This is a genomic window from Bradyrhizobium monzae, assembly GCF_021458635.1.
Classification (GTDB): domain Bacteria; phylum Pseudomonadota; class Alphaproteobacteria; order Rhizobiales; family Xanthobacteraceae; genus Bradyrhizobium.
In genome coordinates this window covers 67,906-91,534 of record NZ_JAIRDQ010000013.1, presented here as the reverse complement: position 1 = coordinate 91,534, position 23,629 = coordinate 67,906, and the positions used below count along the sequence as shown (strand labels likewise).

At 60.4% G+C, this 23,629-nt stretch carries 21 protein-coding genes and 5 pseudogenes; 14 read left to right on the top strand and 12 right to left on the bottom strand.

Annotation, left to right across the window (positions count from 1 at the left end):
* Nucleotides 1-33 precede the first annotated feature (33 nt).
* Together K3F49_RS39750 and K3F49_RS39745 are read left to right on the top strand one after the other, a co-directional pair.
* Nucleotides 34-192 (top strand): annotated as a pseudogene (locus K3F49_RS39750) (DDE-type integrase/transposase/recombinase); the annotation flags it as partial.
* Between the two features lie 53 nt (nt 193-245).
* Nucleotides 246-449 (top strand): annotated as a pseudogene (locus K3F49_RS39745) (hypothetical protein); the annotation flags it as partial.
* A gap of 68 nt (nt 450-517) precedes the next feature.
* Here the strand turns inward: K3F49_RS39745 and K3F49_RS39740 are convergent.
* From K3F49_RS39740 to K3F49_RS33470, 4 genes and pseudogenes are all read right to left on the bottom strand, one after another.
* Nucleotides 518-805 (bottom strand): annotated as a pseudogene (locus K3F49_RS39740) (transposase); the annotation flags it as partial.
* 495 nt (nt 806-1,300) lie between these two features.
* A pseudogene (locus K3F49_RS33490) lies at nt 1,301-2,363 on the bottom strand (IS630 family transposase).
* Between the two features lie 729 nt (nt 2,364-3,092).
* On the bottom strand, nt 3,093-3,701 hold the full coding sequence (gene fixJ, locus K3F49_RS33475; protein WP_234685150.1) for a response regulator FixJ: 609 nt from the start codon (nt 3,699-3,701) through the stop codon (nt 3,093-3,095).
* Nucleotides 3,691-5,136 carry a PAS domain S-box protein gene (locus K3F49_RS33470; RefSeq protein WP_234685149.1) on the bottom strand — a complete coding sequence of 482 codons (1,446 nt, stop codon included), beginning with the start codon at nt 5,134-5,136 and terminating at the stop codon, nt 3,691-3,693. Before K3F49_RS33470 ends, fixJ begins: the two co-directional genes overlap by 11 nt.
* Nucleotides 5,137-5,527: 391 nt before the next feature.
* Here K3F49_RS33470 and K3F49_RS33465 point away from each other — a divergent pair, with 391 nt between their 5' ends.
* Together K3F49_RS33465 and K3F49_RS33460 are read left to right on the top strand one after the other, a co-directional pair.
* Nucleotides 5,528-6,013 (top strand): hypothetical protein, encoded by a 486-nt coding sequence (locus K3F49_RS33465; protein ID WP_234685148.1) that lies wholly within the window; start codon nt 5,528-5,530, stop codon nt 6,011-6,013.
* Between the two features lie 533 nt (nt 6,014-6,546).
* Nucleotides 6,547-7,002, top strand: a complete 456-nt coding sequence (locus K3F49_RS33460; RefSeq protein WP_234685147.1) for a pseudoazurin — start codon at nt 6,547-6,549, stop codon at nt 7,000-7,002.
* 154 nt (nt 7,003-7,156) lie between these two features.
* Here the strand turns inward: K3F49_RS33460 and K3F49_RS33455 are convergent, their stop codons facing one another.
* The 3 genes from K3F49_RS33455 to K3F49_RS33445 form a co-directional block, all read right to left on the bottom strand.
* On the bottom strand, nt 7,157-8,965 hold the full coding sequence (locus K3F49_RS33455; RefSeq protein ID WP_234685146.1) for an outer membrane protein: 1,809 nt from the start codon (nt 8,963-8,965) through the stop codon (nt 7,157-7,159).
* Nucleotides 8,966-9,578: 613 nt separating this feature from the next.
* A complete protein-coding gene (locus K3F49_RS39520; RefSeq protein WP_346657378.1) occupies nt 9,579-9,788 on the bottom strand; it encodes a hypothetical protein in 210 nt (69 codons plus the stop codon).
* 298 nt (nt 9,789-10,086) lie between these two features.
* Nucleotides 10,087-10,539, bottom strand: coding sequence for an Hsp20 family protein (locus tag K3F49_RS33445; RefSeq protein ID WP_234685145.1), 453 nt, complete (start codon nt 10,537-10,539; stop codon nt 10,087-10,089).
* Nucleotides 10,540-10,783: 244 nt separating this feature from the next.
* Here K3F49_RS33445 and K3F49_RS33440 point away from each other — a divergent pair, with 244 nt between their 5' ends.
* From K3F49_RS33440 to K3F49_RS33400, 10 genes and pseudogenes are all read left to right on the top strand, one after another.
* On the top strand, nt 10,784-10,981 hold the full coding sequence (locus K3F49_RS33440; RefSeq protein ID WP_234685144.1) for a cupredoxin domain-containing protein: 198 nt from the start codon (nt 10,784-10,786) through the stop codon (nt 10,979-10,981).
* 304 nt (nt 10,982-11,285) lie between these two features.
* Nucleotides 11,286-11,846, top strand: coding sequence for an RNA polymerase sigma factor (locus tag K3F49_RS33435; protein ID WP_234685143.1), 561 nt, complete (start codon nt 11,286-11,288; stop codon nt 11,844-11,846).
* Between the two features lie 2 nt (nt 11,847-11,848).
* Nucleotides 11,849-12,610: a hypothetical protein gene (locus K3F49_RS33430; RefSeq protein ID WP_234685142.1), complete on the top strand. Its 762-nt coding sequence runs from the start codon at nt 11,849-11,851 to the stop codon at nt 12,608-12,610.
* A gap of 900 nt (nt 12,611-13,510) precedes the next feature.
* A complete protein-coding gene (locus K3F49_RS33425; protein ID WP_234685141.1) occupies nt 13,511-15,175 on the top strand; it encodes a ferritin family protein in 1,665 nt (554 codons plus the stop codon).
* A gap of 77 nt (nt 15,176-15,252) precedes the next feature.
* Nucleotides 15,253-16,311 (top strand): NADH:ubiquinone reductase (Na(+)-transporting) subunit F, encoded by a 1,059-nt coding sequence (locus K3F49_RS33420; protein ID WP_234685140.1) that lies wholly within the window; start codon nt 15,253-15,255, stop codon nt 16,309-16,311.
* Between the two features lie 33 nt (nt 16,312-16,344).
* Entirely contained in the window at nt 16,345-17,454 is a 1,110-nt protein-coding gene (locus K3F49_RS33415) for an aromatic/alkene monooxygenase hydroxylase subunit beta (RefSeq protein WP_234685139.1), read from the top strand.
* 25 nt (nt 17,455-17,479) lie between these two features.
* Complete coding sequence (locus K3F49_RS33410; protein WP_234685138.1) at nt 17,480-17,836, top strand: MmoB/DmpM family protein; 357 nt, start codon at nt 17,480-17,482, stop codon at nt 17,834-17,836.
* A 107-nt stretch (nt 17,837-17,943) separates the two neighbouring features.
* Nucleotides 17,944-18,801 carry a TCP-1/cpn60 chaperonin family protein gene (locus tag K3F49_RS39515; protein ID WP_346657377.1) on the top strand — a complete coding sequence of 286 codons (858 nt, stop codon included), beginning with the start codon at nt 17,944-17,946 and terminating at the stop codon, nt 18,799-18,801.
* Nucleotides 18,798-19,583, top strand: coding sequence for a TCP-1/cpn60 chaperonin family protein (locus tag K3F49_RS39510; protein WP_346657376.1), 786 nt, complete (start codon nt 18,798-18,800; stop codon nt 19,581-19,583). Before K3F49_RS39515 ends, K3F49_RS39510 begins: the two co-directional genes overlap by 4 nt.
* 361 nt (nt 19,584-19,944) lie before the next feature.
* Nucleotides 19,945-20,109: pseudogene (locus K3F49_RS33400) on the top strand (pseudoazurin); the annotation flags it as partial.
* Nucleotides 20,110-20,117: 8 nt separating this feature from the next.
* Here the strand turns inward: K3F49_RS33400 and K3F49_RS33395 are convergent.
* The 5 genes from K3F49_RS33395 to K3F49_RS33375 all read right to left on the bottom strand — a co-directional run bounded on the left by K3F49_RS33395 (nt 20,118) and on the right by K3F49_RS33375 (nt 23,625).
* Nucleotides 20,118-21,362, bottom strand: a complete 1,245-nt coding sequence (locus K3F49_RS33395) for a type II toxin-antitoxin system HipA family toxin (RefSeq protein ID WP_234685137.1) — start codon at nt 21,360-21,362, stop codon at nt 20,118-20,120.
* The gene (locus K3F49_RS33390) at nt 21,359-21,673 is read right to left on the bottom strand and encodes a helix-turn-helix domain-containing protein (protein ID WP_234685136.1); all 315 of its coding nucleotides are present in this window, start codon (nt 21,671-21,673) and stop codon (nt 21,359-21,361) included. Before K3F49_RS33390 ends, K3F49_RS33395 begins: the two co-directional genes overlap by 4 nt.
* A 656-nt stretch (nt 21,674-22,329) precedes the next feature.
* Nucleotides 22,330-22,482: a hypothetical protein gene (locus K3F49_RS33385; RefSeq protein WP_234685135.1), complete on the bottom strand. Its 153-nt coding sequence runs from the start codon at nt 22,480-22,482 to the stop codon at nt 22,330-22,332.
* Nucleotides 22,483-22,557: 75 nt separating this feature from the next.
* Nucleotides 22,558-22,701 carry a hypothetical protein gene (locus K3F49_RS33380; RefSeq protein ID WP_234685134.1) on the bottom strand — a complete coding sequence of 48 codons (144 nt, stop codon included), beginning with the start codon at nt 22,699-22,701 and terminating at the stop codon, nt 22,558-22,560.
* A gap of 624 nt (nt 22,702-23,325) precedes the next feature.
* Nucleotides 23,326-23,625, bottom strand: a complete 300-nt coding sequence (locus K3F49_RS33375; RefSeq protein WP_234685133.1) for a hypothetical protein — start codon at nt 23,623-23,625, stop codon at nt 23,326-23,328.
* Nucleotides 23,626-23,629 lie beyond the last annotated feature (4 nt).

Genomic DNA, 23,629 nt, shown 5'->3' with positions numbered 1-23,629 from the left:
TTATCCACTCCGATTGGATTCGCTAGCTCCGTTCGCAGCCACAAAAGACATCTCGACGAAGTCCTTATCTCGATTCCGGCGAACATCATTGGTTCTGGCGCGCTGTCGACCAGAATGGCCTCGTGCTCGACGTCGTGATCAAGCGCCGACGAGATTCGCGCGCGGCGCAGCGGCTCATGAAGAAGCTCTGCAGGGGCGAAAATCAACCTTTTACGTCCGCAGCACAACTCTCTCAACAATCGGGGTCCGAGAATTCTCATCAGCCGGCCTGGCGACGCGATCGGATCATGACGCGTTCAAATCGCAGCGTCCGTCTCAACGGTTCCGTCAGTTCACGATCGGGTCGTGAACTTTCCCACATCCCCTGTCCCGGATCCGTCACTGTCGACTTGCGACTTGCCGTGAGATCTCCACGACAAGCGCTATCGCCGAATCAATCGTCAATTTGAAGAGAATGCGCGGCAGCAAGGGCCGCAGGCAAAAAAGAAGCAGGGACGCATGTTCCGCCTAAGGCGGATCAGGGTAGGTTTAAGGCGGTCCAGATGGAATGGAGGATGACAGCCATTTTGCGAGCGAGGGCGACCTTGGCCTTTTTGGCAGCGATGCGTTTGGCCAGCTTGCTGCCCCAGCGCTTGAGCGCAGAACCTCGTCTAACAACGGTCAGCAGGACGTTCGCGGCCTCGAACAGACAAGTTCGAACCTGGTGATTACCGCGCTTTGAGATGCGGCCAGTGCGATCGATCTCACCGGATTGATGACGTCTTGGTGTTAGGCCGAGATAGGCGCCAATGTCGGCCGAATGAGCTGCTGCCGCAGCGAATGGGGGGTCACACGCTTGCCGATCCGGGCCCGCCGCCTTGCTGCGCGACAGGCAGATTGAAGGGCGCCGCGGCTCACATGGCTCCCGGGCTCCCGACCGGGAAACGGCCGCAAGCCCGGCTGCGCTCGCTTTCAATAAGCACGAAGGATCTCCAGAAGACATGGCGGCAGCATCGCATAGCGATCTCTGCCGCCGTTGGCGCCCTCGATACCGGACCACATCACCGACACGGAGCTGGAGCCCCGGCTGTTCGCCGGTGCGGGAGCCGGCTCCGGCACCCGGCGAGGCCATCGCCGGCAGGCGGAGCCGGACTGGGCGGCGGTGCATCGCGAGCTCAAGCGCAAGCACGTGACGCGGTCGATCCTGTGGGAGGAGTACATCGCGGGCGAACCCGGCGGGTAACTGAGATGAGACGAACTAATCAGCACCGAGTGCGGCGGCATCGGGTCAGCATTCGAGATCGAGTACAGGATCCCGCGCTCAGCAGTATTGACTTGCATCGGCGTTCGCCTGATCCGGATAGGCGCCTGCCATTTTGGCGCGAGCCTTGTCTGTTGTGAACAACCTTTTTATGCGGGAGCGGGCGGCATTTCGTTGCCGTTCCCAGGCGGTGATTTCGCGGCGCAGTCGCTTGGGATCGTCGATCCTGCGATCCAGGCACTGGCCTCGCAGGACGCCGATTTCGATCTCGACCATGTTGAGCCAACTTGCGTGCTTTGGGGTGTATTCGAGCCGCCGCAAAATCCGCCTGGCTTCGGCGGGCGGGAACGCCTGATAGAGGGCGCCGGCGGAGTGGGTCGATAAATTGTCCTGGACGACCCGGATGGTCTCGGCGTCGGGATAATGGATGTCGACGAGCTCGCGCATGCATTCGGCGTAGTCTCTTGCCGCGCGCCGCTGCGACGATACTCATAATCGTAACGTTCGAGCTACCGGGCTTGGCCGGAATGGGCTGACGCGTTTCGCCGATGAGTTGCACGGGGCTTTCATCGAAGCATACCACCGGCCGCGCGGGATCAGACGCCTCGGCGTAAAGGTCGAGCACATCCTCCATGCGGGCGACGTATTCGCCATCGACCTGCGGAATGCACCACATGTCTTTGCGCCAGGGCTTGAGGTCATTCTCGGCCAGGCGCCGCCGAACCGTCTCATGCGGCAGGCTCTTGTGTTCGGTGAGTTTGACCTTCGCGCCTGCCAGCAGCTTGAGCGTCCAGCGCGCACGGCCCTTTGGGGGACTGGCACAGGCGGTCGCCACCAGCAAGGCTTCTTCCTTGCCGGTGAGTTTGCGCTTCGCTCCGGGGCACGGCTCTTCGCTCAGCGCCCGCTCCAGATTGCCTTCCACGAAGCGTCGCTTGGTCCGATATACGGTCGAGCCGCTTACGCCAACGCTCCTTGCGACCTCCTCGTCGCTGGTCCCGGCATCGGCGGCCAGCAAAATCTGCGCTCGCTTGAGCTTGCGGGACGCATGCTTGCCGCCGCTGAGCAGCGCCCTCAGTTCGGTGCGCTCGATTTGGCTGAGTTCGACCCGATAGCGTACATTCATGGCGTGCCGACCTCGTTCGAGGCACGCACGAACAACTGAATCGGATGACCGGCTTGAGTCCTTCGTCAAAACTCTTCACGCCCACGCAGGGGCAGTATCTGGCTTTTATCCACCTCTATACCCGGCTGCATCGCAGGCCCCCGGTCGAGACCGACATGCAGGAATATTTCCGCGTCAGCCCGCCTTCGGTTCACCAGATGGTGCTGACGCGGGAACGCGTCGGCCTCATCAGACGGCAGCCAAGGACGCCTCGCAGCATCGAGGTCCTCATTGATCCGAGGAGCTAATCTGACCGCCGGACCCAACCTGTCAAAATCACTGTGCAGAGCCACTAGGCGGGATCGTCTCGAAAGCCGATGCATTGAAGGCTTTGTTCCCAGTCAAGCGGCATCCTGCCGCACGACGTGACATGATGGGTACGGCCATCGACGAGATCATGTTGCACCACATCATGAGGGTCCGAGGAGATTGCAGCGCGTGCTGCAGCTGATGGAAAAGCGGAATGATGTCGCTGTGTCACTGGCGGAGGCCGCCAACTGAGACGGCCCTACTTTTCCGTTCCGTTGTTCCGTTCGAGCATCGCCATCTCAACGTGTTCCGCAAGACCCGTCAGATGGCTCGCTAGCCGATCAAACAGATCGCTTGGCCTTGTCGGTCGCAAGGTCCCGGACCAGGGCGCACTCAGGGGCATCTCTGTGAAGCTTTTCGAGATGCCTGGTTGCCCGGGCCTCACAGACCCGCAGCGAGCGCGAGACGCATCAGTTCGGACATGCTGCACGCCCCCGTCTTCACCATGAGATTGGCACGATAGACCTCAACGGTGCGCGGACTGATGCTGAGGTCATGCGCAATGACCTTATTGATTTTGCCTGCCACAAGCCCCTGCAGGACGTCCCGCTCGCGCGGTGACAGATCGGCAAGCCGCGCTTCAGCCTCCTTCTTCGCCGAACTCTCGCTTCCTGCCGCGGGCCGCGCCTCCAGCGCAGAGCGGATTGCCCCCAGCAGCGCGGCATCGTCGAACGGCTTTTCGATGAAATCCGCGGCACCCGCCTTCATCGCCTCCACGGCGAGCGCGACGTCGCCGTGACCGGTGATCAGGATGACCGCGCTGGATGTTCCTTGGCGTTTCAGCTTCCTAACCAGCTCGATGCCGCTTATGCCCGGCATGCGAATATCGGAGACGACGCAGCTCAACGTCCCGGCGCCGGCGCCAGCCAGAAACGCATCGGCCGTCTCGTAGACCTGCGACTTGTATCCATTGACGTCGAGCAGGAACGCCAGCGAATCCCGCATCGCAGCGTCATCGTCGATGACGTGAATGACGGTCTTATCGTTCATCGCCCACCTCCGTTTCGGCGAAGGGGAGCGTAAACTCGAATATTGTGCCGCCGCCGTCATCATTGGGACGCGCCGCGATGCGGCCGCCATGTGCTTCGATGATGGTTCGGCAGATTGAAAGACCGACACCCATGCCGTTTGCCTTGCTGGTGACGAAGGGTTGAAACAGCTTCTCGTCGATCTCCGGCGCGATGCCCATGCCGGTATCAGTGACGGAGAAGAACGCGAACCTGTTCTGGCGGATGACACCGATGGTCAGCTCGCGCCGGCTGGTCGTCTCCATCGCCTCGATGCCGTTCCTGATGAGGTTGAGCGCGACTTGTTGGATCTGCACCTTGTCGACGACAATATCGGGAAGATTGTGGTCACAGCGCAGCGACACGCGCACACCCTGTTCCCTGGCGCCGACCAGGGCCAGCGCAGCCGCCTCCTCGAGCAGCGTTGCCGGGTCCTCGATGGTGTGCTCGGTCTCGCCTTTGGCGACGAACTCCCGCAGGCGCTTGATGATGTCGCCGGCGCGCAACGCCTGGTCGGCGCTGCGATCCATGGCCTCGCGCACGCGCTCCTTGTCGACCTCGCTCGCCTTCAGCAGCGTCGCAGCCCCGCGCAAATAACTCGTGATCGCGGACAATGGCTGATTGAGCTCGTGCGCCAGCGAGGACGCCATCTCGCCCATGGCGGTCAGCCGCGACACGTGCACCAGCTCGGACTGCAATTCCTGCATCCGGCGTTCCTGGGTTCTTCGTTCGGTCAGGTCGCGGACGAAGCCGGTAAAGTATCGCTCGGCGCCGGCCTTGGCCTCGCCCACTGCGAGCTCCATCGGAAACGTCGAGCCATCCTTGCGCTCGCCGACCACGATCCGCCCGATCCCGATGATGCGACGCTCGCCCGTAGAGCGGTAGCGATCGAGATAGCTATCGTGCTCCTGCCGGTACGGCGCGGGCATGAGGATCGAGACATTCTTTCCGATCGCCTCCGCGGCCGACCAGCCGAAGAGGTGCTCGGCTGTGACGCTGAAGGATCGCATGATGCCCCGCTCATCGATCAGAACCATGGCTTCCGGGACGGTATCCAGGATCGACTGGAGCTGCGCCTGCCGATATCCGGCGTCTTCCGTCTCCCGCAACAGCCGGTCGCCCATCACGCCGAGGATGAGCCCCATGACTGCGAAGAACGAGACATCGATCAGGTTCGCCGGGTTGCTGTAAAGGCTCGGTCCCAGGAAGTAGCTGGCGCTCGCAAGACACAACAGAGTGGCGAAGATTGCAGGCCCGCGGCCGCCAGCAAATGCCGCAAAGACCACGACCGGAACATAGATCACGGTGAAGGTCCGGTCCTCGAAATAATGATGCAAGGCAAGGCGCACGCAAAATATGGCAGCGACGGCAGCGGCCGCCGCCCCGTAGCGAAGCCAAAATCGGCCTTGTGCTGTCATTCAGTAACCCGATGCAGAAACGAACGCGCCTTTGTGAGACTGGGACGGTGATCGCCTCATAGCACGACTGGCCGTCTCTTCGGCAAGAGGGGAGCTGGAGCAAACTAGTCTTTCGAAGGCCATGGACGCCAGTGCGTCGGATGGACGACAACCCGCTCACGGGTCGTATCATTGACCCAGCCGCTCGGTGTGCGACGGCAGGCGAAGATCAGCGGATGCACGCGATTGCCTTCGATCACAGCGAGCTCGAGCGCTCGCTCGTACGGGGCCGTCGAAATCCCTTCCCACATGGCTCGCTCGTCCATTGCTTCCATCTCGCAGGGTACCCTCGCCCGCCTGAGGAGCATGCAACGGTCGCGCATCCAGCGCCTTGGCGAGACTTCTACAAAGAGTGCACATTAGCAACGCTTGCCGCCGGGGCATTGACGCAGGTCAAGAACGACGCGCAGCCGTTGTCCGTCAATCCGGCGAAGCGGTCATCGCCGTGCTGCTTGCATTAACACAACAGGCGGCAACGCCAGACGCGCAGACTGGCACCATGATAGAGATCGCGTTCCCGACCATCGAGCTGATTGTCGACACAATCATACAGCGTTCGCCTTCGAGCATCCGAATCTCCCTCGATTTCAGCATGCATTGCGCCGGCGGCCTGATCGCGACCTTCCACGCGGTCGACGAGGCCTACCGCGAACACGGGATCGATCTCGAGAAACTTCTGGAACGGCTGCGCGAGCGCGCGCAAATTACGTTGAGGTTGGCCGAAACCGCCTCGGCTGGCCTCGGCAAGCCCGAACGACTCATGAGATTGCGCAGAACGATCCACTGGCGACCGCCTTCAACCAACTCCCGTTGCGCCATACACCGAGGATTTGGCTGACCGGATGCATGATATCGATCCCCGGGTCGGTCTTGCCGCCGACCTGCTCGGAAAGGCGTAACAGCATGCGAAACCCGCTGCTCGACCGGCTCGCGCGACATTTCCAGCACCCGCGTCTGGGTGTCCTGCAGCCGGCGGCCGACGGTCTGTAGCGCATTCACCGCAAGCACCGCAAATTTCGCCGCCAGCCGTTGCCGCGCTACCGACGGACAGCACGGCGTCGTGTTGTCAACGCGCAAATGGCCGTGCAACAGCACGAGAAACAACTTCGCATCGGGCCCCGCTCGACGACAGCGGTGTCCTTCTCATAGCGGACGGAGCGCGCCTGACGCGAAGTTTCGAGTTCTCCAGGTGAAAGTCAGGAAAACAACGGGATCTCGACCGAACGGTCGATTGCCGGCATTTTCTCTCCGCGGCAGCTCCAGAGTGATCACAAAAGGGAGATTCTTCGGAAAGATTGCGTCAGCTCAAATCTCGACCGGCCTTCCAGCTCTAGTTAGTGGCCCGTCAACTCGCGACGACAGGAAATTGCAATGCACAAGGCGCTACTTCTGGCCGCCGCAGTGATGCTGACGATGACGAGCTTCGCTGCCGCGGCCGAAATCGAGATCAAGATGCTGAACAAGGGTTCTGACGGCAGCATAATGGTGTTCGAGCCGGCGCTGGTGAAAATCGCGCCCGGCGACACCGTAAAATTCGTTGCCTCCGACAAGGGACACAATGCCGCGAGCATCAAGGGCATGCTGCCGGACGGCGCGGCTCCCTTCGTCGGCAAGAATGGCGAAGACATGAGCGTGAAATTCGATCAGGCCGGCGTCTATGGCGTGAAGTGCGTGCCGCATTACGCCTTGGGCATGGTGGCGATGATCGTGGTCGGCACGCCGACCAACATCGAGCAGGCCAAGGCGGTGCCGCAGGTCGGCAAAGCCAAGCAGATGTTTGCGACGCTGTTCGAGAAACTGGAAGCCGTCAAGACTCCCTCCAAGTAGGAGAGCTCCCGTATGTCGGTCGCGCGCCTTCGCGCAACTATCAGGGTCCCGTAGAACGACATCGCGTTCTGGAAGGGCGATCACTTGTCGCGCACGACATCTGACCGCCGCCGCACGCAACCGGTCAAAACACCGTGCAGAGCCACCTGGCTTGTCAGTCAAATTTGTAGGAGGCCTGGATGAACGTACCCCATCGTTCCATGCGGTATTTCGCAAGAGCAGGCCCTTGGACGCGGGTATTCTCCAAATTGGCGTTGTAGGTCACATCGCTGTCCTTCCTGGTCCACATTGACCAATATCGGCCACCAACTCCGATGCTGACATTCTTGGTGAGAAAGTAGGAAAGCACCCCTTCCACCTGAAGGCCTCCACCACCGTCTCCGCGCTGATCGTAGAAAGTTGTCGCTGGGCGGAGGAGATGGTTGTCGCGACCAGTGAAATCGGTCCATGGTAGGTAAGCTACGTCGGCGCTCACGCGCCAGCGTTCAAGCACCAAAGCCTCGGCGCTGAGGCCGATGCGCGGCGCATTCCAATTGGTGTCTTGACTGCCGATGATCTGCCGCTGCCCCGCGCATGCCCGGTCCGACGAGGACGAGGCGATCCGCACGCAACCTATCGAATCAGACTTCTGGCCGTAGGAGGTCCATCCGATAAATGCGCCCAGCTTGTAGGTGCTGCCGCGCAGAAAATCGTAGCCGGCGTCCGCCGTGTAGTACACGAACCGTCCGTTCGCCTGACCTGATAACGTGTTGGAATAGGCACGGTTCAAGATGCTCGAATCTTCGTCGTTCATCTTTCCTTTGTTGAAGCGCCCGAGGCCGATATTGCCCTTCAGGAATATCCCAAAGGGGCTGTCAAGGCGTCCGAACAACTCGCCGGACACGCCGTCCAACCCCTGATAGGTGAGCCTTGAACTGGGAACGCTCTCATCTCCTGGAAACCGGGGCGGAATTGTGTAGTCCCACTGGAAAGCTCCCCGGCTGAGCCAGACCCGTGAGCCGCCTTCGAGCGACCAGTCGCCTGTCGATAGAACAGGCTTGGCTTCGGCGGTCGCTGTTGCGGGGTGCAGCGGCGCATCGGCCCATTCCGCCCTCGGATCGACGCCAAAGTGATAATTCAAGCCCACTTTACCGACGTGATAATCGCTGGATAGGCTGCTGGTGCTGGCAGGAATGATCGCAAGGGGCGGACGCTGCACGGTTGGAGGGGTCGCCACACGAGGGCCGGCAAACCCCATATAGTCGTACTCAAATTTGACGGACCAGGCGGGTGTGAGCTGCTGCTCGATGCCGACGCCGACAGTCCCGCCGAAGCGACCGTCATCGAACTGCGTCGTATGCCGCGGGAAGCCGGCAAAGTTCCCGTCCCGAAATTCGTTGTGATTGGCGATCGCACCGCGATTATGTTGCCAGGCGCCGCCTCCTTTGACGTAGGCCAGCGTGTGGCCGTGCGGGCCAAAAGCGTAACCCACACGACCGGTTCCCGTGGCAAGGACGCTTGGACCCGCGTTGCAGGTTGCGATCACAACAACGCTGGAGAAGGCAAGACAGGTGTTTGTGCCGTCCGAGACAGCACGGCTCGCCTCCAGTTCGACGCCGAACACCCAGCGGTCCCTCTGCCAGTTGTAGCCGAGCTGTCCGCCAGCCAGGAATGCAGGCGTATCAACGACGTCCCCGTAAATTGACGGGCCATAGGGATCACTGAACGACGTCCGGCCGTAGCCCCCGGCGACGTGTCCGCCGATATATCCTCCGCTCCAGCTCCACAGTTTCGGCGGGGCTTTTGCTGCCGGCTTTAGATCTGTTGAATTGACCGCTCCGCTTGCAACAAGCGCAGCTGTTGCGGCAGCAGCCCAGGTAAGAACTCCAAATCGCATCATCACCTCATCATGTGCGTCATCATCGAACGAAGGCTGATGACACACAGAAATTTGCACCCGTCCTTCGGTGGACCGGTGCGACATCTGCTTCAGGCGTGTCGCCACAGCGCATGCATCAGCGACACACCGAGATGGAAATGCGTCGAAGCTCACCGCCTGCGACGGGCAGCGGGTCTCATCGCAGTCCAAAATCGTTGCGTTGCTGATGCTGTGACGCCGCTTTACACACGCAGCCTTCGCGATTGCAGGATTGAGGCCAGCACCAAAGCGGCCTTCATTGCCTCTGGTTGGTCGCGCGCAATGTCGCGTTCGCGATCGCTTGGCGAGCTTCGGACAAGCCGTGCGTTTGCTTTCGGACATAAGCAGCGCCGCCACCTGCCTCCGACCGCACGAGGGCCTCTGCACAGCGATCATGACTCTTTGGAAGTGTCGGGATCGCTTCGACCCCTTTTGGCGCGGGCCTGTCTGTAGCCAACATCCATTTGATGCGGAAGCGTCCCGGCATCCCACTGCCGTTCCCAAGCGGTGATCGCGCGGCGTAATGGGTTAGATCATCGATCGAGCCGATAGAGACATTTTCCCCGCAAGATGCTCAATCTCGATCTCAATCATGTTGAGCGAGCTCGCACCCTTGGAGGTGTCATGGAAGTCCGAGCCGCCGCAAGATCCGCCTGCTTCGGCGGGCGGGAATGTCTGATCAGGGCGCCGGCGATGTCGGTCGATCATTATCCTGCGCGATGCCGATAGATGTCACCGCGGCGTCTTGCTGGCGAGGATCGGGCGGCAGCTTCGATCGGTCATGGAACAAGGCAGCCAAACCCGGGCCAGTGATAGCGACGCCGGCATGCAATTGCCGCGGGCCGCCGTCCAGCGCGCAGAGCGCTTCCAGGAGCTCGTCGATGGTCACCGGCGCCTTGAGCCCTTCGGGAACCCTGAGCGACGGGCACGACGCGATCGCGGTCGCATCCGATGCCCACGAGGCCCGGATGGCGCGCTTCCCGGAAAAGCTGAGGCCCGGGTGTGAGACGACATCGGGCGGGTGCTCGAACGCGACGCCGGGATGAAGGAAGAGTAGAAATCGACAATGTTCTCGCCGGGAGCGGTCGCCGGCCGCATGGTCGCCTCCTGATCCAGGACGAGTTACAGCATCCGCCGCGCGGGTCCTCGCGGCGGCAATTTCAGATTTTGCAGATTTTCGGGACCGATCAGGCGAACCGGGATTCGATCTGTGTGACGTTGCTCGCAGCGATGCCGTCGATCGCGATGCGGCGCGGCTTCATCGCCTCGGGGATCTCCCGCTGCAGCTCGATGATGAGCAGACCGTTCTCGAAGCGGGCGCCCTTGACCTCGACATGCTCGGCGAGGGTGAACTGGCGCTTGACATTGCGCGCCGAGATGCTGCGATGCAGGTAGGTCTTCTCCTCCTTCTCGTTCTTGCGGCCCTCGAGGGTCAGGACGTTCTGCTCGACCGTCAGCGCGACCTCGTCCGGCGTGAATCCGGCCAGCGCCACCGCGATCTGGAAACGGTTCTCGTCGAGACGTTCGATGTTGTAAGGGGGATAGCTCTCTTCGGCGGTCCGCTGGACCTCGTCGAGCACGTCGAAAAGACGGTCGAAGCCGATAGCGGACCTCCCGAGGGGAGTCCAATCATACCTCATCGCCAAATCCTCCCTGGAGCAAGATGGGTACGAGCAGGCTCCGGACACCGTCCGGCGCCCGACTCATTCGCGGGCCCCCGAGAGCATCCCGATCGCCGCGGTCGCGACGCCGAAAAGACTAAGAAGGCCGGAAAAGGTTTCAAGGGGCGGCGCGAATTTTTCCCGAAGGACTCGCGTTACCCCCTTCATCCGCGCTCCTCGGTCTCGTGACATCCCGGATATCGTCGAAGTCCGTCAACGCGAGATGACAGGAGATCACAATGCACAAGGCGCTGCTTCTGGATGCCGCAGCGATGCAGATCATACGAGCTTCGCCGCTGCGGCCGTAATCGCGGTCAAGATGCTGAACAAAGGTTCAGACGGCGGCAAAATGGTGTTCGAGCCGACGCTGATGAAACTCGAACCCGGCGACACCATCAAATTCGTTGCCGCCGACAAGTGACACAATGCCGCAAGCAGAGGACTGGCTGATTGATCGTCCCGAGTGTCTGCTTGACGGAGCCCTTCGTGAAGAGCTCACAGCTGAACACGTTGAAGCCGAACACGCGGATCGCCGCCACGTCGCGCCGACAGTGTCTTGCCAAAAGAACAAGCCGCTGATTTTGCAAAGATTGTTATGTTGCCGAATTTATTTGGTCTGGTGGCGATGAAAACGTGCCGCAGGCTCGCCTACCCGAATGAGATTCAGCTGTTCGCCAACCTGATTGGCGGCGGGCATTGGAATGCCTCGATCAAGGCGGTGAAGAATGCAAAAACGACCGGAGTGGGTGGACGACATCGATTGGGACGACCTCTATCCAAGAGTCCTCGCTGTCGCCTATCGGATAAGTGTCGGTCGAGCGAACAGGCGGCACGAAGCCGAACAACTTGCGCAAGAAGCTATCACGCGGAGCTTCACAACCAGGACGGTTGATCTAAAAAGGTATGAGCTCTTCGTCTATCTCGTCGGCATCATGCGAAGCATTCGCAGCGATCAGATGAGATCACCAGGCGCAAGGTTGTTCGATTTCGATGATGAAGCGGTGATCCGCTTCCCCGCGCGTCCCATTCAAGACGACGCACTGTCGATTGCGGGTCTTTCGCGACTCATCGAACAACAGGACCCAGGGGCCAACCAAGTGGCGATGCATTTGCTCGCAGGACTGAGAACCTCGCGTGAAATAGCCGAGGCCATGAGTGTTTCTCCTCAGAAAGTGGACGCGCTCAAGAAGAGTTTGCGCCGCATCATTCTGGAGCTTGGAGGGAACGACTTGCGCCTCAAGCGTAAGCCGCCGTCTAGCACCAAGATCGCTGAATTGGAGGAGTAAACATGGATAAACCGCTGATCGAAACGATCTTGGCTCGCCTCGAGGCGAACCCGCCGGAAGATCATACGGATGTTCTTGATTATCCGGACGCCGTCATTCGAGAGGAACTGCGAGCAGCGGGACTGCGCCCCGAAATGCCGCAGGCCTTGCGCGAGCTGACGGCAAAGTCTCAGGGCGATCCGAAGCCTCGAGGAGACCTCCACCCATATGGGCGGTTCGGCGCTGCTGCAAACGCCATTGCGCGCTTCTTCACGACGCGATGGTGCTTGCGTCTAGGGTTTGGAATAGCTGGCGTCGCTCTCGTTGCAAGCACGATGACGATGATCGAATTCTCTCTCCAGTTGCGAGCTGAAGTTGCCGAGATGCACTGGATCAACCAGTCCCTGAAGCCTGCGCGCTCGGAATCGCTAGCAGATGTCGTCGCCTCGTTTGTGAGGCAGCAAAAGGAAGTCACAGCAGAGCTAAAGAAAGGGCAAAATGAGATTTCCGAGATCGCCTTACAGATCAAGACTGCGCGGGCTACCTTTGCCAATCGGGAAGGACAGATCATGTTCTCCCCTCCGACACTCCAAGAGACTCAAGCCTCTGGAATGAAGGATCGGACATTGTCTTTGGCTCATGCAATGCCATCCACATCGAAGGTCATCGAGATGCCAAGATTGAATCGCGACGTTAACTCGTCCATCGACCTCGAGAAACTCGGATATATGAGCAGTGTTCGGTGCTCGCCATTGCCAACCAATACCGACAAAATCCGGCCCTGAGAGCTAGCAATCAAGCCGGCGAGTGCACTCTCACTCGCCCGCTTCTTCTAAATGCCCACCGCATGAGCAATCGCCATCGCGAAGTAGATCAGTGCGATGGCGGCGTAACTCGCGGAGATGATCAGGGTCTCCTTGTTCATTCTCTGGCTCCTTGCTCATTCGATTCGTCCGTCGTCGATTGGCTGGTCGCAACGTGAGCATCGTTTGAAAACCGCCAATGAACCCAGGCGACGACCAAATAGATGACCGAAATTGCGATATATCCTTGCGCCTCAAGCATCCAAAACGCCTCCATCCAACCTGTCCTTACTCAGTAAGGCGGCTCAGGTTCTGGATTTCGGATCGCGCGACGCGCGATTGCTCAAGGAAAGCAAATTGCAATTTCAAATGAGATGTTCGCGCCGCTGCTCCCGACTGGCGCGAGATTCCCATCCCGAGGTCGATTTTAGTTCACCTCATGCTTCGCCAATTTCCCAAAACCACCGTAACCGGCATGAGGCCGCCACCTCGTCATCGCGCGGTTCGCTTGGGATACAGGCTGGCATGAGCTGATGGGAGGAGGTGAAGCGATGGCAAATGCCATGCTTGATGATGCCAGGCAGGAAGGTGAGGCGCTTGGGTGACGGAAACAGGTCGTTTCTGTGAAGAGCCGAAGACGATCGGCGGACCCGCATCGCGCGTCGACGGAACAGGTCTGCGTCACCGACGGGACAATAGTGTTGCGCGCCGTGTCGCATCGATGACGCGCCCCGCTCCGCCCATTCCAAGAAATCCAGCACTTCTCCCCTTGGCACGTATGTTGCTGAGCGGACTCAAGCGGTGGCCGTGCCTGATGATCGGGCCATGTCGTCACAGCCAAACTGCAAAAAGCCCCGCCGCGCCAGGGAAAGGAGATGAGCGATGACTGAGGCACTCACACTCAACAAGATCACAAGCCAGAAGGGCATCAGTATCGGGGAGGCGACGCGCCTCATCGCCGATCTGGGCTGGACCCCGTCCTATGTGCAGGACGCGATGGCGTTCCCGACCGATTACAAGATCAGCAAGACGCCGCGCGACCCGATGAAGCAGGTGCTGCGTTCCTATTTCCCCATGCAGGAAGAGAAGGACAATCGTGTCTATGGCGCGCTCGACGCAGCCTTGCGCGGCGACATGTTCCGCAACGTCGAGCCGCGCTGGATTGAATGGATGAAGCTGTTCCTGGCGATCATCCCCTTCCCCGAGATCTCGGCCGCCCGAGCAATGGCGCCGCTCGGACAGCTCGCCCCCGGCGATCATCTGCGCACCGGCTTCACGATGCAGATGGTGGACGAGTTCCGGCACTCGACCATCCAGATGAACCTCAAGAAATGGTACATGGAGAATTATATCGATCCGGCCGGGTTCGACATCACTGAGAAGGCGTTCGGCAAATGCGCTGCGACGACGATCGGGCGGCAGTTTGGCGAGGCCTTCCTGACCGGTGATGCGATCACCGCATCGAATATCTATCTCCAAGTCGCCGCCGAGACGGCGTTCACCAACACGCTGTTTGTGGCGATGCCGTCGGAGGCCGCACGCAACGGCGACTACGCGTTGCCGACCGTATTCCTCTCGGTCCAGAGCGACGAAAGCCGCCATATCGGCAACGGCCATTCGATGCTGATGTCGGTACTGAAGGAGCCAGATAATCATCTGCTGTTGGAACGCGATATTCGTTATTCCTTCTGGCAGAACCACATGTTCGTTGACGCGATGATCGGTACGATCATCGAATATGGCACCAAGAATCGCGACAAGAATAAGGAGAGCTACGCGGAGCTGTGGCACCGCTGGATCTTCGAGGACTATTATCGCACTTATATGCTGCCGCTCGAAAAATACGGCATCAAGATCCACCACGATGACGTCCATGAGGCGTTCGATTCGATCGTCAAGAAGGGCTATGTCCACAAGGTCGCGCAGGCCATCTCGGCCGGCTGGTGGGCAAATTTCTGGCGGATCGAGGCGCAGACCGAGCGCGACTTCGAATGGTTCGAGGCCAAGTATCCGGGCTGGTACGACGAGTTCGGCGCCTGGTGGGAGAATTACGAGAAACTCTCCAAACCCGGCAGCGAGATCATCACCTTCGCCGACACCGGCTACGTTTATCCGCATCGCTGCTGGTCGAGCCTGGTGCCATGCGTCGTCCGCGAGGACTTCTGCGTCGACGAGGTGGACGGCGAGCTGTTCACCTATGCCAGCGAGGTCGACCGTTGGACCCACAAGGAAGCGTTCGCCGCCGAATATCAGGGCCGTCCGACCCCGGCGATGGGCCGCTTCTCGGGCCGCCGCCAGTGGGAAGAAATCTATGACGGCTGGGATCTCGCCGACGCCATCGTTGACATGGGCTTCGTGCGTCCTGACGGCAAGACGCTGATCGCTCAGCCGCACATGTCGTTCGAGGAGAAGGACATGTGGACGCTTGACCATGTCCGAGGCCACACCATCCGCAGCCCGCTGCTCGCGTTGCGCGAACTGAAGCCCGAGGCGCGGGCCAAACATGTCGAGGACTATCGCAAGGGTTTCAAGATCCGCCGGATCTGACCCCCCCACCGGCAGCCGGGGAAGTGGTGTCGCCGCCTCCCCCGGCATCCGCTGCGGCTGCCTCACGGAGAATGATCATGGGACAGGAAATGCCTCAGCGCAGGCCGGCGGTGCACAGGGTGCGCCTCGAGCCGGTCGGGATCGAGATGGAAGTGGAGGAAGGTGAGACCGTCCTCGACGCAGCCTTCCGCCAGGGCGTCGCCCTGCCGCACGGCTGCAAGGAAGGGCAGTGCTCCGCGTGCAAATGCATCCTCAACGAAGGGGATGTCGAGATGCTCAAATATTCCACCTTCGCGCTCTCCGACCCGGAGAAGGAAAGCGGTCAGGTCCTGCTGTGCCGGACGCTCGTCTATAGCGACGTCGATGTCGAGCTGCTCAACTATGACGAGGACCTGCTGTCGCGCTCGGTCGCAGTCAAGGCGTTCAACGGAAAGCTGGCGAGCGTCGAGCCGCTGACGCACGACATCGTTCGCATCGCGATCGACCTAGACGAGCCGATGAAGTTCTGGGCCGGACAGTTTGCGGACCTGACGCTCCATGGCGCGGAGATCACGCGCTCCTATTCGATGAGCAATCCACCGAGTGAGCCCGATGGCCTGGAGTTCATCATCAAGCGTTATCCCGGCGGTGCCTTCTCGACCGCGATCGGCGAGGCGAAGATCGGTGATCCGATCACGGTGAAGGGGCCTTATGGCTCTTGCTTCCGTCGCGAGCAGCGCGACGGGCCGATGATCCTGGTCGGCAGCGGATCGGGCATGGCACCGTTGATGTCGATCTTGCTCGACCAGGCGGCAAGCGGCGAGACGCGCCCGGTTCGCTTCTTCTACGGCGCCCGGACAACGCGGGATCTGTTCGCACTCGACGTCTTCGCCGACCTTGAAGCGCGGATGCCCGACTTCAAGTTCATTCCCGCCTTGTCACATGTCGAAGCGGATTCGGAGTGGAACGGCGAAACCGGATTCATCCACGACGTGCTGCGCCGCCACCTGCTCGACATGGAGAATACCGAGGAAGCGGACGCCTATAGCTGCGGTCCACCGCCGATGATCGATGCCGCACTGCCGATCCTGCAAATGGCCGATATCGATCCGGCCAGGATGTATTTCGACAAGTTCACGCCCGCCACCCAAGCATGAGGCCGAATGCCCAAGAGAGAGAGGGAGAAGACGATGTCTGGACGAGTGATGGAGCAGGAGCAGAGGTCCGCAGCGGCGGGCGCCAAGACCTTCCCGGGATCGGATAGCCGAGCCTATAATTATTTCGAGCCGAAGGGGCGTCGGGCGACGCATTACGAGGACGTCACCGTTGACGTCCAGCCGGACCCCGAACGCTACCTCCTCCAGAATTGGATCATTTCCTTCGGGGACGGCACGCCGACATACTCGAAGGAGTGGACCGCGCTGAAGAGCAGCGACTGGCACCTCTATCGCGCGCCCGACCAGGAATGGGAACGGACGCACTATCAACGCCAGTCGACCATCTGCGGCATGATCAAGAACGTAATCGACAACGCGCGGCGCGCCGGCGCACCGAGGCGCTTCGACAAGGCGTGGGTGAAGATACTGCAAGATCATCTGGGTGCCTTCAAGCATGCCGAATATGGCCTGGGCACCGCGCTGATGCGCGCGCAGCGCTACGGCTATACCCAAATGGTCAACAACGCGATCCTGACCAACTCGTCCTACAAGCTGCGGCTGGCGCAGGATCTAACGCTCTATCTCGGCGAGATCGCGCTCGACATCGAAGGCTTCGACGTCGACGCCGGCAAGCGCAATTGGCTGGAGAATTCGATCTGGCAGAAGGCTCGCGAACTCGTGGAATCTGCACGCGGCGCCGAGGATTTCCTGGAGCAGTATTTCATCGTCAACGTGCTATTCGAGCCACTGGTGGGCGAGTTGTTCCGCTCTGGTTTCGTCATGCAGGTCGCGGCGACACAGAACGACTATTCGTCGCCCGTCGTCATCTCAGCGGCGGAAGCGGATTACGAGCGCAACCTTGCCAATACGGTTGAGCTGTTTGCGACCCTCGTGCGCGATCCCGCGCATGGTGAGGACAATCGGCGCCTGCTGCAGGACTGGTTCGACAAATATTCGCCGATCGCGACCCAGGCGGCGCTCGATCTGCAACCCATCTGGTCACAGCCGCGGGTGAAATCTGCGCAGTTCGCCAAATCTTATGCGTCGGCGATCAACCGCCTGCAGGCGATCGTGTCGGAGATCGGCGTCTTCTCGACGCAAATTCCGATGCCGGAGCTGCAGGTCGCCGAGCCCGTCGAATAATCGCGCGACGAAAGGAACCCACAACATGGCCGTTACCACCGAGCAGCAGCTCTTCACGCCGCTCAAGGACATCACCCAGGAACGCATCATCTCGCATCAATGCGGCGTGACGATGAACGACAGCGTCGAGGCACGTTGCATCGCCGAGATCATGGAACAGCGTCCCGGAATCAAGGTTACCTACCTGCCGGCGATGATCCGTGTGGACGGCGAGGGTAAGATCGTCTTCGACATGGCCGAGATCAGCGAGGCGCTCGGCCGCGAGATGACACCGCACATCTTCGAGATTTCCACCGCCACCCATTACGGCCGGATGGTGATGATCGACGAGAACACCGTGATCCTCTTCGGGGACATGGACGAGGCGCTCCAATACGAATGACACGATCACGCGCCGGCGGCCGCGCCACCGGCGCGGGCTATCCCCCTAGCCAGACCGGAATGACAAGGCTCCGCCCAACGGATGGCGGCGCACACAGGAGACGATAGATGGCCAAGATCATGCTTTACGATGCTGAAGCTAGGGCGGCGCTTGCGCGCGGCGTGGACCAGCTTGCCCGCGCTGTCGTCGGTACGCTCGGCCCCAAGGGAACCAACGTCATCATGGATCGCCCGATCGGGACGCCGTTGGTGTCGCGCGATGGTGTCAGCATCGCGGCCGAGATCGAGTTACCCTGCCGGTTCGAGAATCTGGGCGCGCAGGTTGTTCGCGAGGTGTCCGCCCAGACCAATGAGATCGCCGGTGACGGCACCACGACCGCGACAGCGCTCGCCAATGCGCTGGTGCAGGATGGCGTGAAACTGGTCGAGCACGAGCACAAGGCGGTCGACGTTGTCGCCGGCATGGACCACGCCCGCGATCTGGTCATCAAAGCACTGCGAGAGGGCTCTCGGCCGCTGCGTCAGGGCGAATTGCGCATGGTTGCAAGCGTCGCGGCCACCGAGACGTCACTGGGAGAGCTTATAGCGGAAGCGCTCGAGCGGGTCGGCATCGAAGGCGTCGTCCATGTCGAATATGCGTTGCCGGGCTCACCGACGCGGCTGGAGGTCGACGAAGGGCTCGTGCTCGATCGCGGATTCGTATCGCACCATATGGCGACCGACAGTTCAAGCCTGGCCGCCGAACTCGACAATCCGGCGATCCTGCTGACCGACCACAAAGTGCCATCGGCCGAGCCGATCCTGCGGATCCTCGACCAGCTCAAGGAAAGCGGGCGGCAGCTGCTGCTGGTAGCGGACGAGATCGCGCCTGAGGTCATCGCGGCGGTGATGCAGGCTCGGCTTCAGGACGTGGCACCGTCGTCGCGATCAATCCGCCGGAATTCGGCCATTGGCGCAAGGCGATGATGGAGGATCTCGCGATCATGACGGGTGGCCGGGTGATCGCGCGCGACCTGGGTGCCCGGATCGAGGAGGTGACGATCGCCGATCTGGGCAATGCGACGCGCGCGAGGGTATCCGCATCCGCGACCGTGATCCTGGGCGGCAATGGCGACAAAGCGGCCATCGACGGGCGGCGGCAACTGGTCCAGAAGCTGTGGGACGAGGCACCGCAGAATATCCAGCGCGACAAGCTGGCCGATCGCCTTGCAAAGCTCACTCGCGGGACCGCACTCCTGCTCGCAGGCGGCGCCACGCCAGTCGAGCAAAAACGCACGGCGCAACTCCTCGAAGATGGCCTTAACGCAGCCCGGGCTGCCCGTGACGAAGGTGTGGTGGCCGGTGGCGGTACTGCCCTCGCGCAGGTCGCAGCGCGGCTCGATCCATTGGTGGATCAGGAGGTTGATGGCGCACAAGCTGGTGCGATGCTGGTCCGCGACGCGATCAAGCGCCCATTGGCGATCATCGCCGGCAATGCCGGACAGGATGGCGCTCTGATCGTGACACGGGTCGTCGCCGAGCAACCCGGCACGGGCTTCGATGCCAGGAGCGGCAAATTTACCGACATGTTCGAAGCCGGCGTCATTGATCCCGTCAAGGTTACCTGCGCCGCTCTCGAGAATGCGGTGTCGGTGGCCAAGCTGATCCTGACGACCCATTCGCTCGTCGTCGATCTTCCTGAAGGCGTCGACGATCCTACCGCCGGCCCTGCGCGCGGCGGCGGTGCCGAAGTTTACGGCCGGAGTTGATCGGCGCGGACCGACGATCGCCATCGCGTTCGTTCCACTCCGAGGGAGCTTTCCGAGAGCGGCACGGAAAGCACCCCATTGTGTTGGCTGCTATGGGGCCGGGACAGGATATGACGTCTGCCCGGACCCTTTGCCAGAATCTCTTGAAACATGTGGAGGCGCTGTCGGAGCAAATAGCAGAACTGGAGAAAGGACAACGCATGCGCGCCAGACGAGACGAGGTCGCTTCAGGTCTAATGACCATTCCGGGGGTCGGAGCAATTTGCGCCACAGCGATAGAGGCCTTGGTGCCCTCAGCGGAGACCTTTCCCAAGGGTCGCGATCTGGAGGAAAGTGATCCATCTGCGCTTCGTTCCGTGCGATACGTTCGCCCGTAACGGCACAAGAGTATGCTGCGGCCGAAATCGAGGTCAAGATGCTGAACAAAGGTTTAGACGGCGGGATCATGGTGTTCGAGCCGACGCTGGTGCAAATCGAGCCCGGCGACACCGTCAAATTCGTTGCCGCCGACAAGGGACACAAGGCCTGCCAACATTAAAAGTCGAGGATGGCGGCCATTTCATCGACATGCGCATCGATCCGTTCGAGGACCTGCGCAGGCACAACATCGCGTTCCGGAAGAACCGACCACTTCTCGCGCACGACCGCCGCAGTCTCAGCTACTGCTGTCACCACGGCCCCTTCCGGAAGACGGCTGCGGTTTGCAAAATTGCGCCAGCGCTCCTGGGTCAGCGCCTTGAACGACTTTTCGCCGGCAAGGCTAAGTGCCATGCCGTCTTTTGGGATATAGGGAATCGTTGAAAGCACGTCATAGACAGGCGACAGCGTTGGTGTCCGGCCGTCTCCGGGATACAGCAGAGACCAGTTCTTGAGGTGCATGTCACCGTTGCCTGTGAGCGCTGTGAGGGCGAGGCGTCGCACAAATTCGATGGCTGCATCGAAGGAGACGCCGCTGTTCAGCGCTGCCGCGATATTGTGATAGGCTGCGCCGCTGTATTTCTCGGACGGATATCGGCCAAACACTTGCGCGAAATCCTCCATGTGCACGCGCCCGCCGCTAGCCTCGCGGTCGAAGCGGCGGACAAGCAGGACCTTGCCCGTCGACATGGTGTTGAATTCCTCCGGGATGCCAGCGAACTCTGATCTGTCGACGAGTTCGCGGGCGGGCACGTCCATTCCCAGCGCTTCCGCAAGGGCCAGGATCGCGAATTCGTTCTCCGAAAGCCCTATGTGCGTAAGCAAGGGAAATTTTGCGATGTATTGGCCTTGTTCGTCGTCCAGGGCGAGCGTGATCCCGCCTTCCTTTCCCGTGTTTTTCATGACCGACAGCTTCATCTGCACGCCGGCGAGCGAGAAGCGTGCCTTCTTGCCGGCTTCCGCTTCCGGGCCAATTGGAACGGGAATGCCGTCACTTGGCAGTGCGCGCACCGCCCCGGGCAGGTTGGTCCCCAAGGCTGCGAGCAGATCGAAGTCGTTGCCCGGCCTGACTGACGCGGCGTGGTGCCTTTCCATAGCCTCGCGCAGCTTCTCTTCGGGCAACAGGTTTGCAAAGAACGGTGGAAGTGCGCCGCGTATCGGTTTCGGGTCCCTGCGAAGGCCGCCATCGATCGATCGAAGCGACAGGCTGAAGATCGGCGGGTTGTTCAAGCTCCGATAAGAAGGCAAGAGGTTGAACGCGTTGTAGTCGCCCGGCGTCCGGACCAGGGTGCCGACCGGAAGATTGTTCAACGAGATATCGAGCGACTGGATACGCTCGGCGGCGTGGGGTGTCGCGCTCATGATCCTTCCTCGTCTTCGACATCCGACGTGAACGCTGGACGATCATCATCGCTATCCGCAGGCTGGAGCATGGACTGAACAGCGGGCACCATCGCCTGCGGGATCAGCATCATCTCCATGCCAAGCGCGCGTGCGACATTGACGAGCGTGGTTGCACGGGCGGCGGCAGCGCCCGTTTCGATGTCCCGATAGCGAGGCCTGCTGATGTTGGCCCGCTGGGCGATTTGCTGCTGCGACAAGCGAGCGGCCAAGCGCGCCTTGCGAAAGCGCAGGCCAAGGTCCTTGAGGAGTGGATCCGGTGCAGCAGACATGATACGTTCTCGGAACATTCAGAGGCTAATTGATACGTATGCAGATCATAGACATGCTAGTCAATCTGATATGTTTACGTATCTTCGGTATCATCAATGATCCCTAAACGGGTCTTTCCCTAGAAAAGAGCCGATGCCCTGAGTTCCCTGATGGTTTCCCACCCCGGGGGACGGTGATGAAACGAGCTGGCTTCTGAGCCCCTTCACGGCGCGACCCTCGGGGCTGACAAGCAGGCCCGAAAGTAGCGCCGTTCGCCCTGTGGCAATCGGTTACCAGGCCCTCGCGCTCGGTCGATCTTCCGGCTGCGCCCGTCGCGGTTTGCTTATTCCAAGACCGCAACTCATGGAGTGAAGCGCCCTTTCGATGCGCCCGATCCCATGCATCAAGGTGGTCTTCCACAGTGAACCTGGTCTGCCGGATGATCTGATCCAGACAGTTCCTGCCGCCGCTCGGTAAGAGAGCGGGGACGGCTTTCCGTCTCGCTCGCTTTCGACAGCACGCTCGCCATCCAACAGGATGACGTGGCCGGCGATTTTTGCGAAACGAAGCCGATGAGGTGCGATGCTTTTGCTGCCAAAGGAAACCGTGTGACCGCCTTCATTAGCACCAATTCTCGCTTGCCGGTGCCATCGGCGCGAAAAGCGGCACCCCGGCCTCAGTCCCAACTGCAATTCTTGACGGAAAGCACCCCGGAAGGCTCGAGAATGTCGCCACCATCCAGGACTGCCTTCATGACTCCTGCTTCCTTCTCGTCACGTGCGGCTGCGACTTTCACGAACGCGGCGCCGGTCGCCTTTGGCACGACCATCACGCCGTCATCATCCGCGATGACGATGTCGCCCGGCTGGACGGCAACTCGCGCAGATGATCAGGGTCTGCTTGTTCATTCTCTGGCTCCTTGCTCATTCGGTTCGTTCGCCGTCGATGGGCCGGTCGCAACGTCAGCTTTGTTTGAAAACCGCCAATGAACCCAGGCGACGACCAGATAGATGACCGAAATTGCGATATATCCTTGCGCCTCAAGCATCCAAAACGCCTCCATCAAGCCTGTCGTTACTCAGTAAGGCGGGCCAGGTTCTGGATTTCGGATCGCGCAATGGCGATTGCTCAAGGAAAACAAATTGCAATTACAAATGAGAAGTTCGCGTCGCGGCTCTCGACTGGCGCGAGATTCCTATCCCAAAGTTGATTTGGTTCACCTCATGCTTCGCCAATTCCCTACAACCACCGACAGCCGCCCGCTTCGACGGGCGCGTCCCGAAATAGCCAGAAACGCTCGCCGCTTGAACATTCGACCCGGTCGTCGTCGCGCAGTACGCCGATGTTCTTATCGGAGACTCACCATTCGCCCAGTATGCGCCCGGGACCATTGGCCTTCATGCGGCGCGTTCTATTGCGCCACGAAAACAGTGAGCGTGGACCAACGCTTAGCTTGCTCTTCGTCGATGGGCCTACCCGATCAATGTTGCAGCATTGCCTAAAATAGTTGAGGTCCCAACCTCGGTCAGTATCTTGCTGACGGAAATCTCTCTTCAACAGAGGATCCGCTCGCAATCGTTCAATAATGCGATATGATACAACATTTGGAGGTGAATAGCGTGTTTTCTCTTTAACTGATAAGCTTCGGCTATTCCTTCACCGAACGGCTCGGCTACCGCAAAATCTCTTTAATCTTGTCGATCGCGGTCAGCACACCATGCACCTGGATCCAGCGCAGTGCGACGAGTACGCTTGAGACGATTGCCAGCAAGAAAATGCCGACCCAGGGATTGCCAAGCAACGTCATGATGATCACGAAGATCGCCGCGACCACGCAAAACTGAATGAGAAAGTCGAGACGCGTCACATACGCAAATTGTCTGGTCTGACTCTCAAGCTCCGCACCGATCGTCTGCAGCCGCGTTCGGAATTCTGACGAAGCAGTCTGTCTGCTCTCCGGCTCATAGCTCATGTTC

Coding starts and splice junctions, on each gene's coding strand:
- fixJ (WP_234685150.1), bottom strand. CDS start 3,701: ATGAACGATAAGACCGTCATTCACGTCATCGACGATGACGCTGCGATG.
- K3F49_RS33470 (WP_234685149.1), bottom strand. CDS start 5,136: ATGACAGCACAAGGCCGATTTTGGCTTCGCTACGGGGCGGCGGCCGCT.
- K3F49_RS33460 (WP_234685147.1), top strand. CDS start 6,547: ATGCACAAGGCGCTACTTCTGGCCGCCGCAGTGATGCTGACGATGACG.
- K3F49_RS33455 (WP_234685146.1), bottom strand. CDS start 8,965: ATGTCGCACCGGTCCACCGAAGGACGGGTGCAAATTTCTGTGTGTCAT.
- K3F49_RS33445 (WP_234685145.1), bottom strand. CDS start 10,539: ATGAGGTATGATTGGACTCCCCTCGGGAGGTCCGCTATCGGCTTCGAC.
- K3F49_RS33440 (WP_234685144.1), top strand. CDS start 10,784: ATGACAGGAGATCACAATGCACAAGGCGCTGCTTCTGGATGCCGCAGC.
- K3F49_RS33435 (WP_234685143.1), top strand. CDS start 11,286: ATGCAAAAACGACCGGAGTGGGTGGACGACATCGATTGGGACGACCTC.
- K3F49_RS33430 (WP_234685142.1), top strand. CDS start 11,849: ATGGATAAACCGCTGATCGAAACGATCTTGGCTCGCCTCGAGGCGAAC.
- K3F49_RS33425 (WP_234685141.1), top strand. CDS start 13,511: ATGACTGAGGCACTCACACTCAACAAGATCACAAGCCAGAAGGGCATC.
- K3F49_RS33420 (WP_234685140.1), top strand. CDS start 15,253: ATGGGACAGGAAATGCCTCAGCGCAGGCCGGCGGTGCACAGGGTGCGC.
- K3F49_RS33415 (WP_234685139.1), top strand. CDS start 16,345: ATGTCTGGACGAGTGATGGAGCAGGAGCAGAGGTCCGCAGCGGCGGGC.
- K3F49_RS33410 (WP_234685138.1), top strand. CDS start 17,480: ATGGCCGTTACCACCGAGCAGCAGCTCTTCACGCCGCTCAAGGACATC.
- K3F49_RS39515 (WP_346657377.1), top strand. CDS start 17,944: ATGGCCAAGATCATGCTTTACGATGCTGAAGCTAGGGCGGCGCTTGCG.
- K3F49_RS39510 (WP_346657376.1), top strand. CDS start 18,798: ATGATGGAGGATCTCGCGATCATGACGGGTGGCCGGGTGATCGCGCGC.
- K3F49_RS33395 (WP_234685137.1), bottom strand. CDS start 21,362: ATGAGCGCGACACCCCACGCCGCCGAGCGTATCCAGTCGCTCGATATC.
- K3F49_RS33390 (WP_234685136.1), bottom strand. CDS start 21,673: ATGTCTGCTGCACCGGATCCACTCCTCAAGGACCTTGGCCTGCGCTTT.
- K3F49_RS33385 (WP_234685135.1), bottom strand. CDS start 22,482: ATGGTCGTGCCAAAGGCGACCGGCGCCGCGTTCGTGAAAGTCGCAGCC.
- K3F49_RS33380 (WP_234685134.1), bottom strand. CDS start 22,701: ATGCTTGAGGCGCAAGGATATATCGCAATTTCGGTCATCTATCTGGTC.
- K3F49_RS33375 (WP_234685133.1), bottom strand. CDS start 23,625: ATGAGCTATGAGCCGGAGAGCAGACAGACTGCTTCGTCAGAATTCCGA.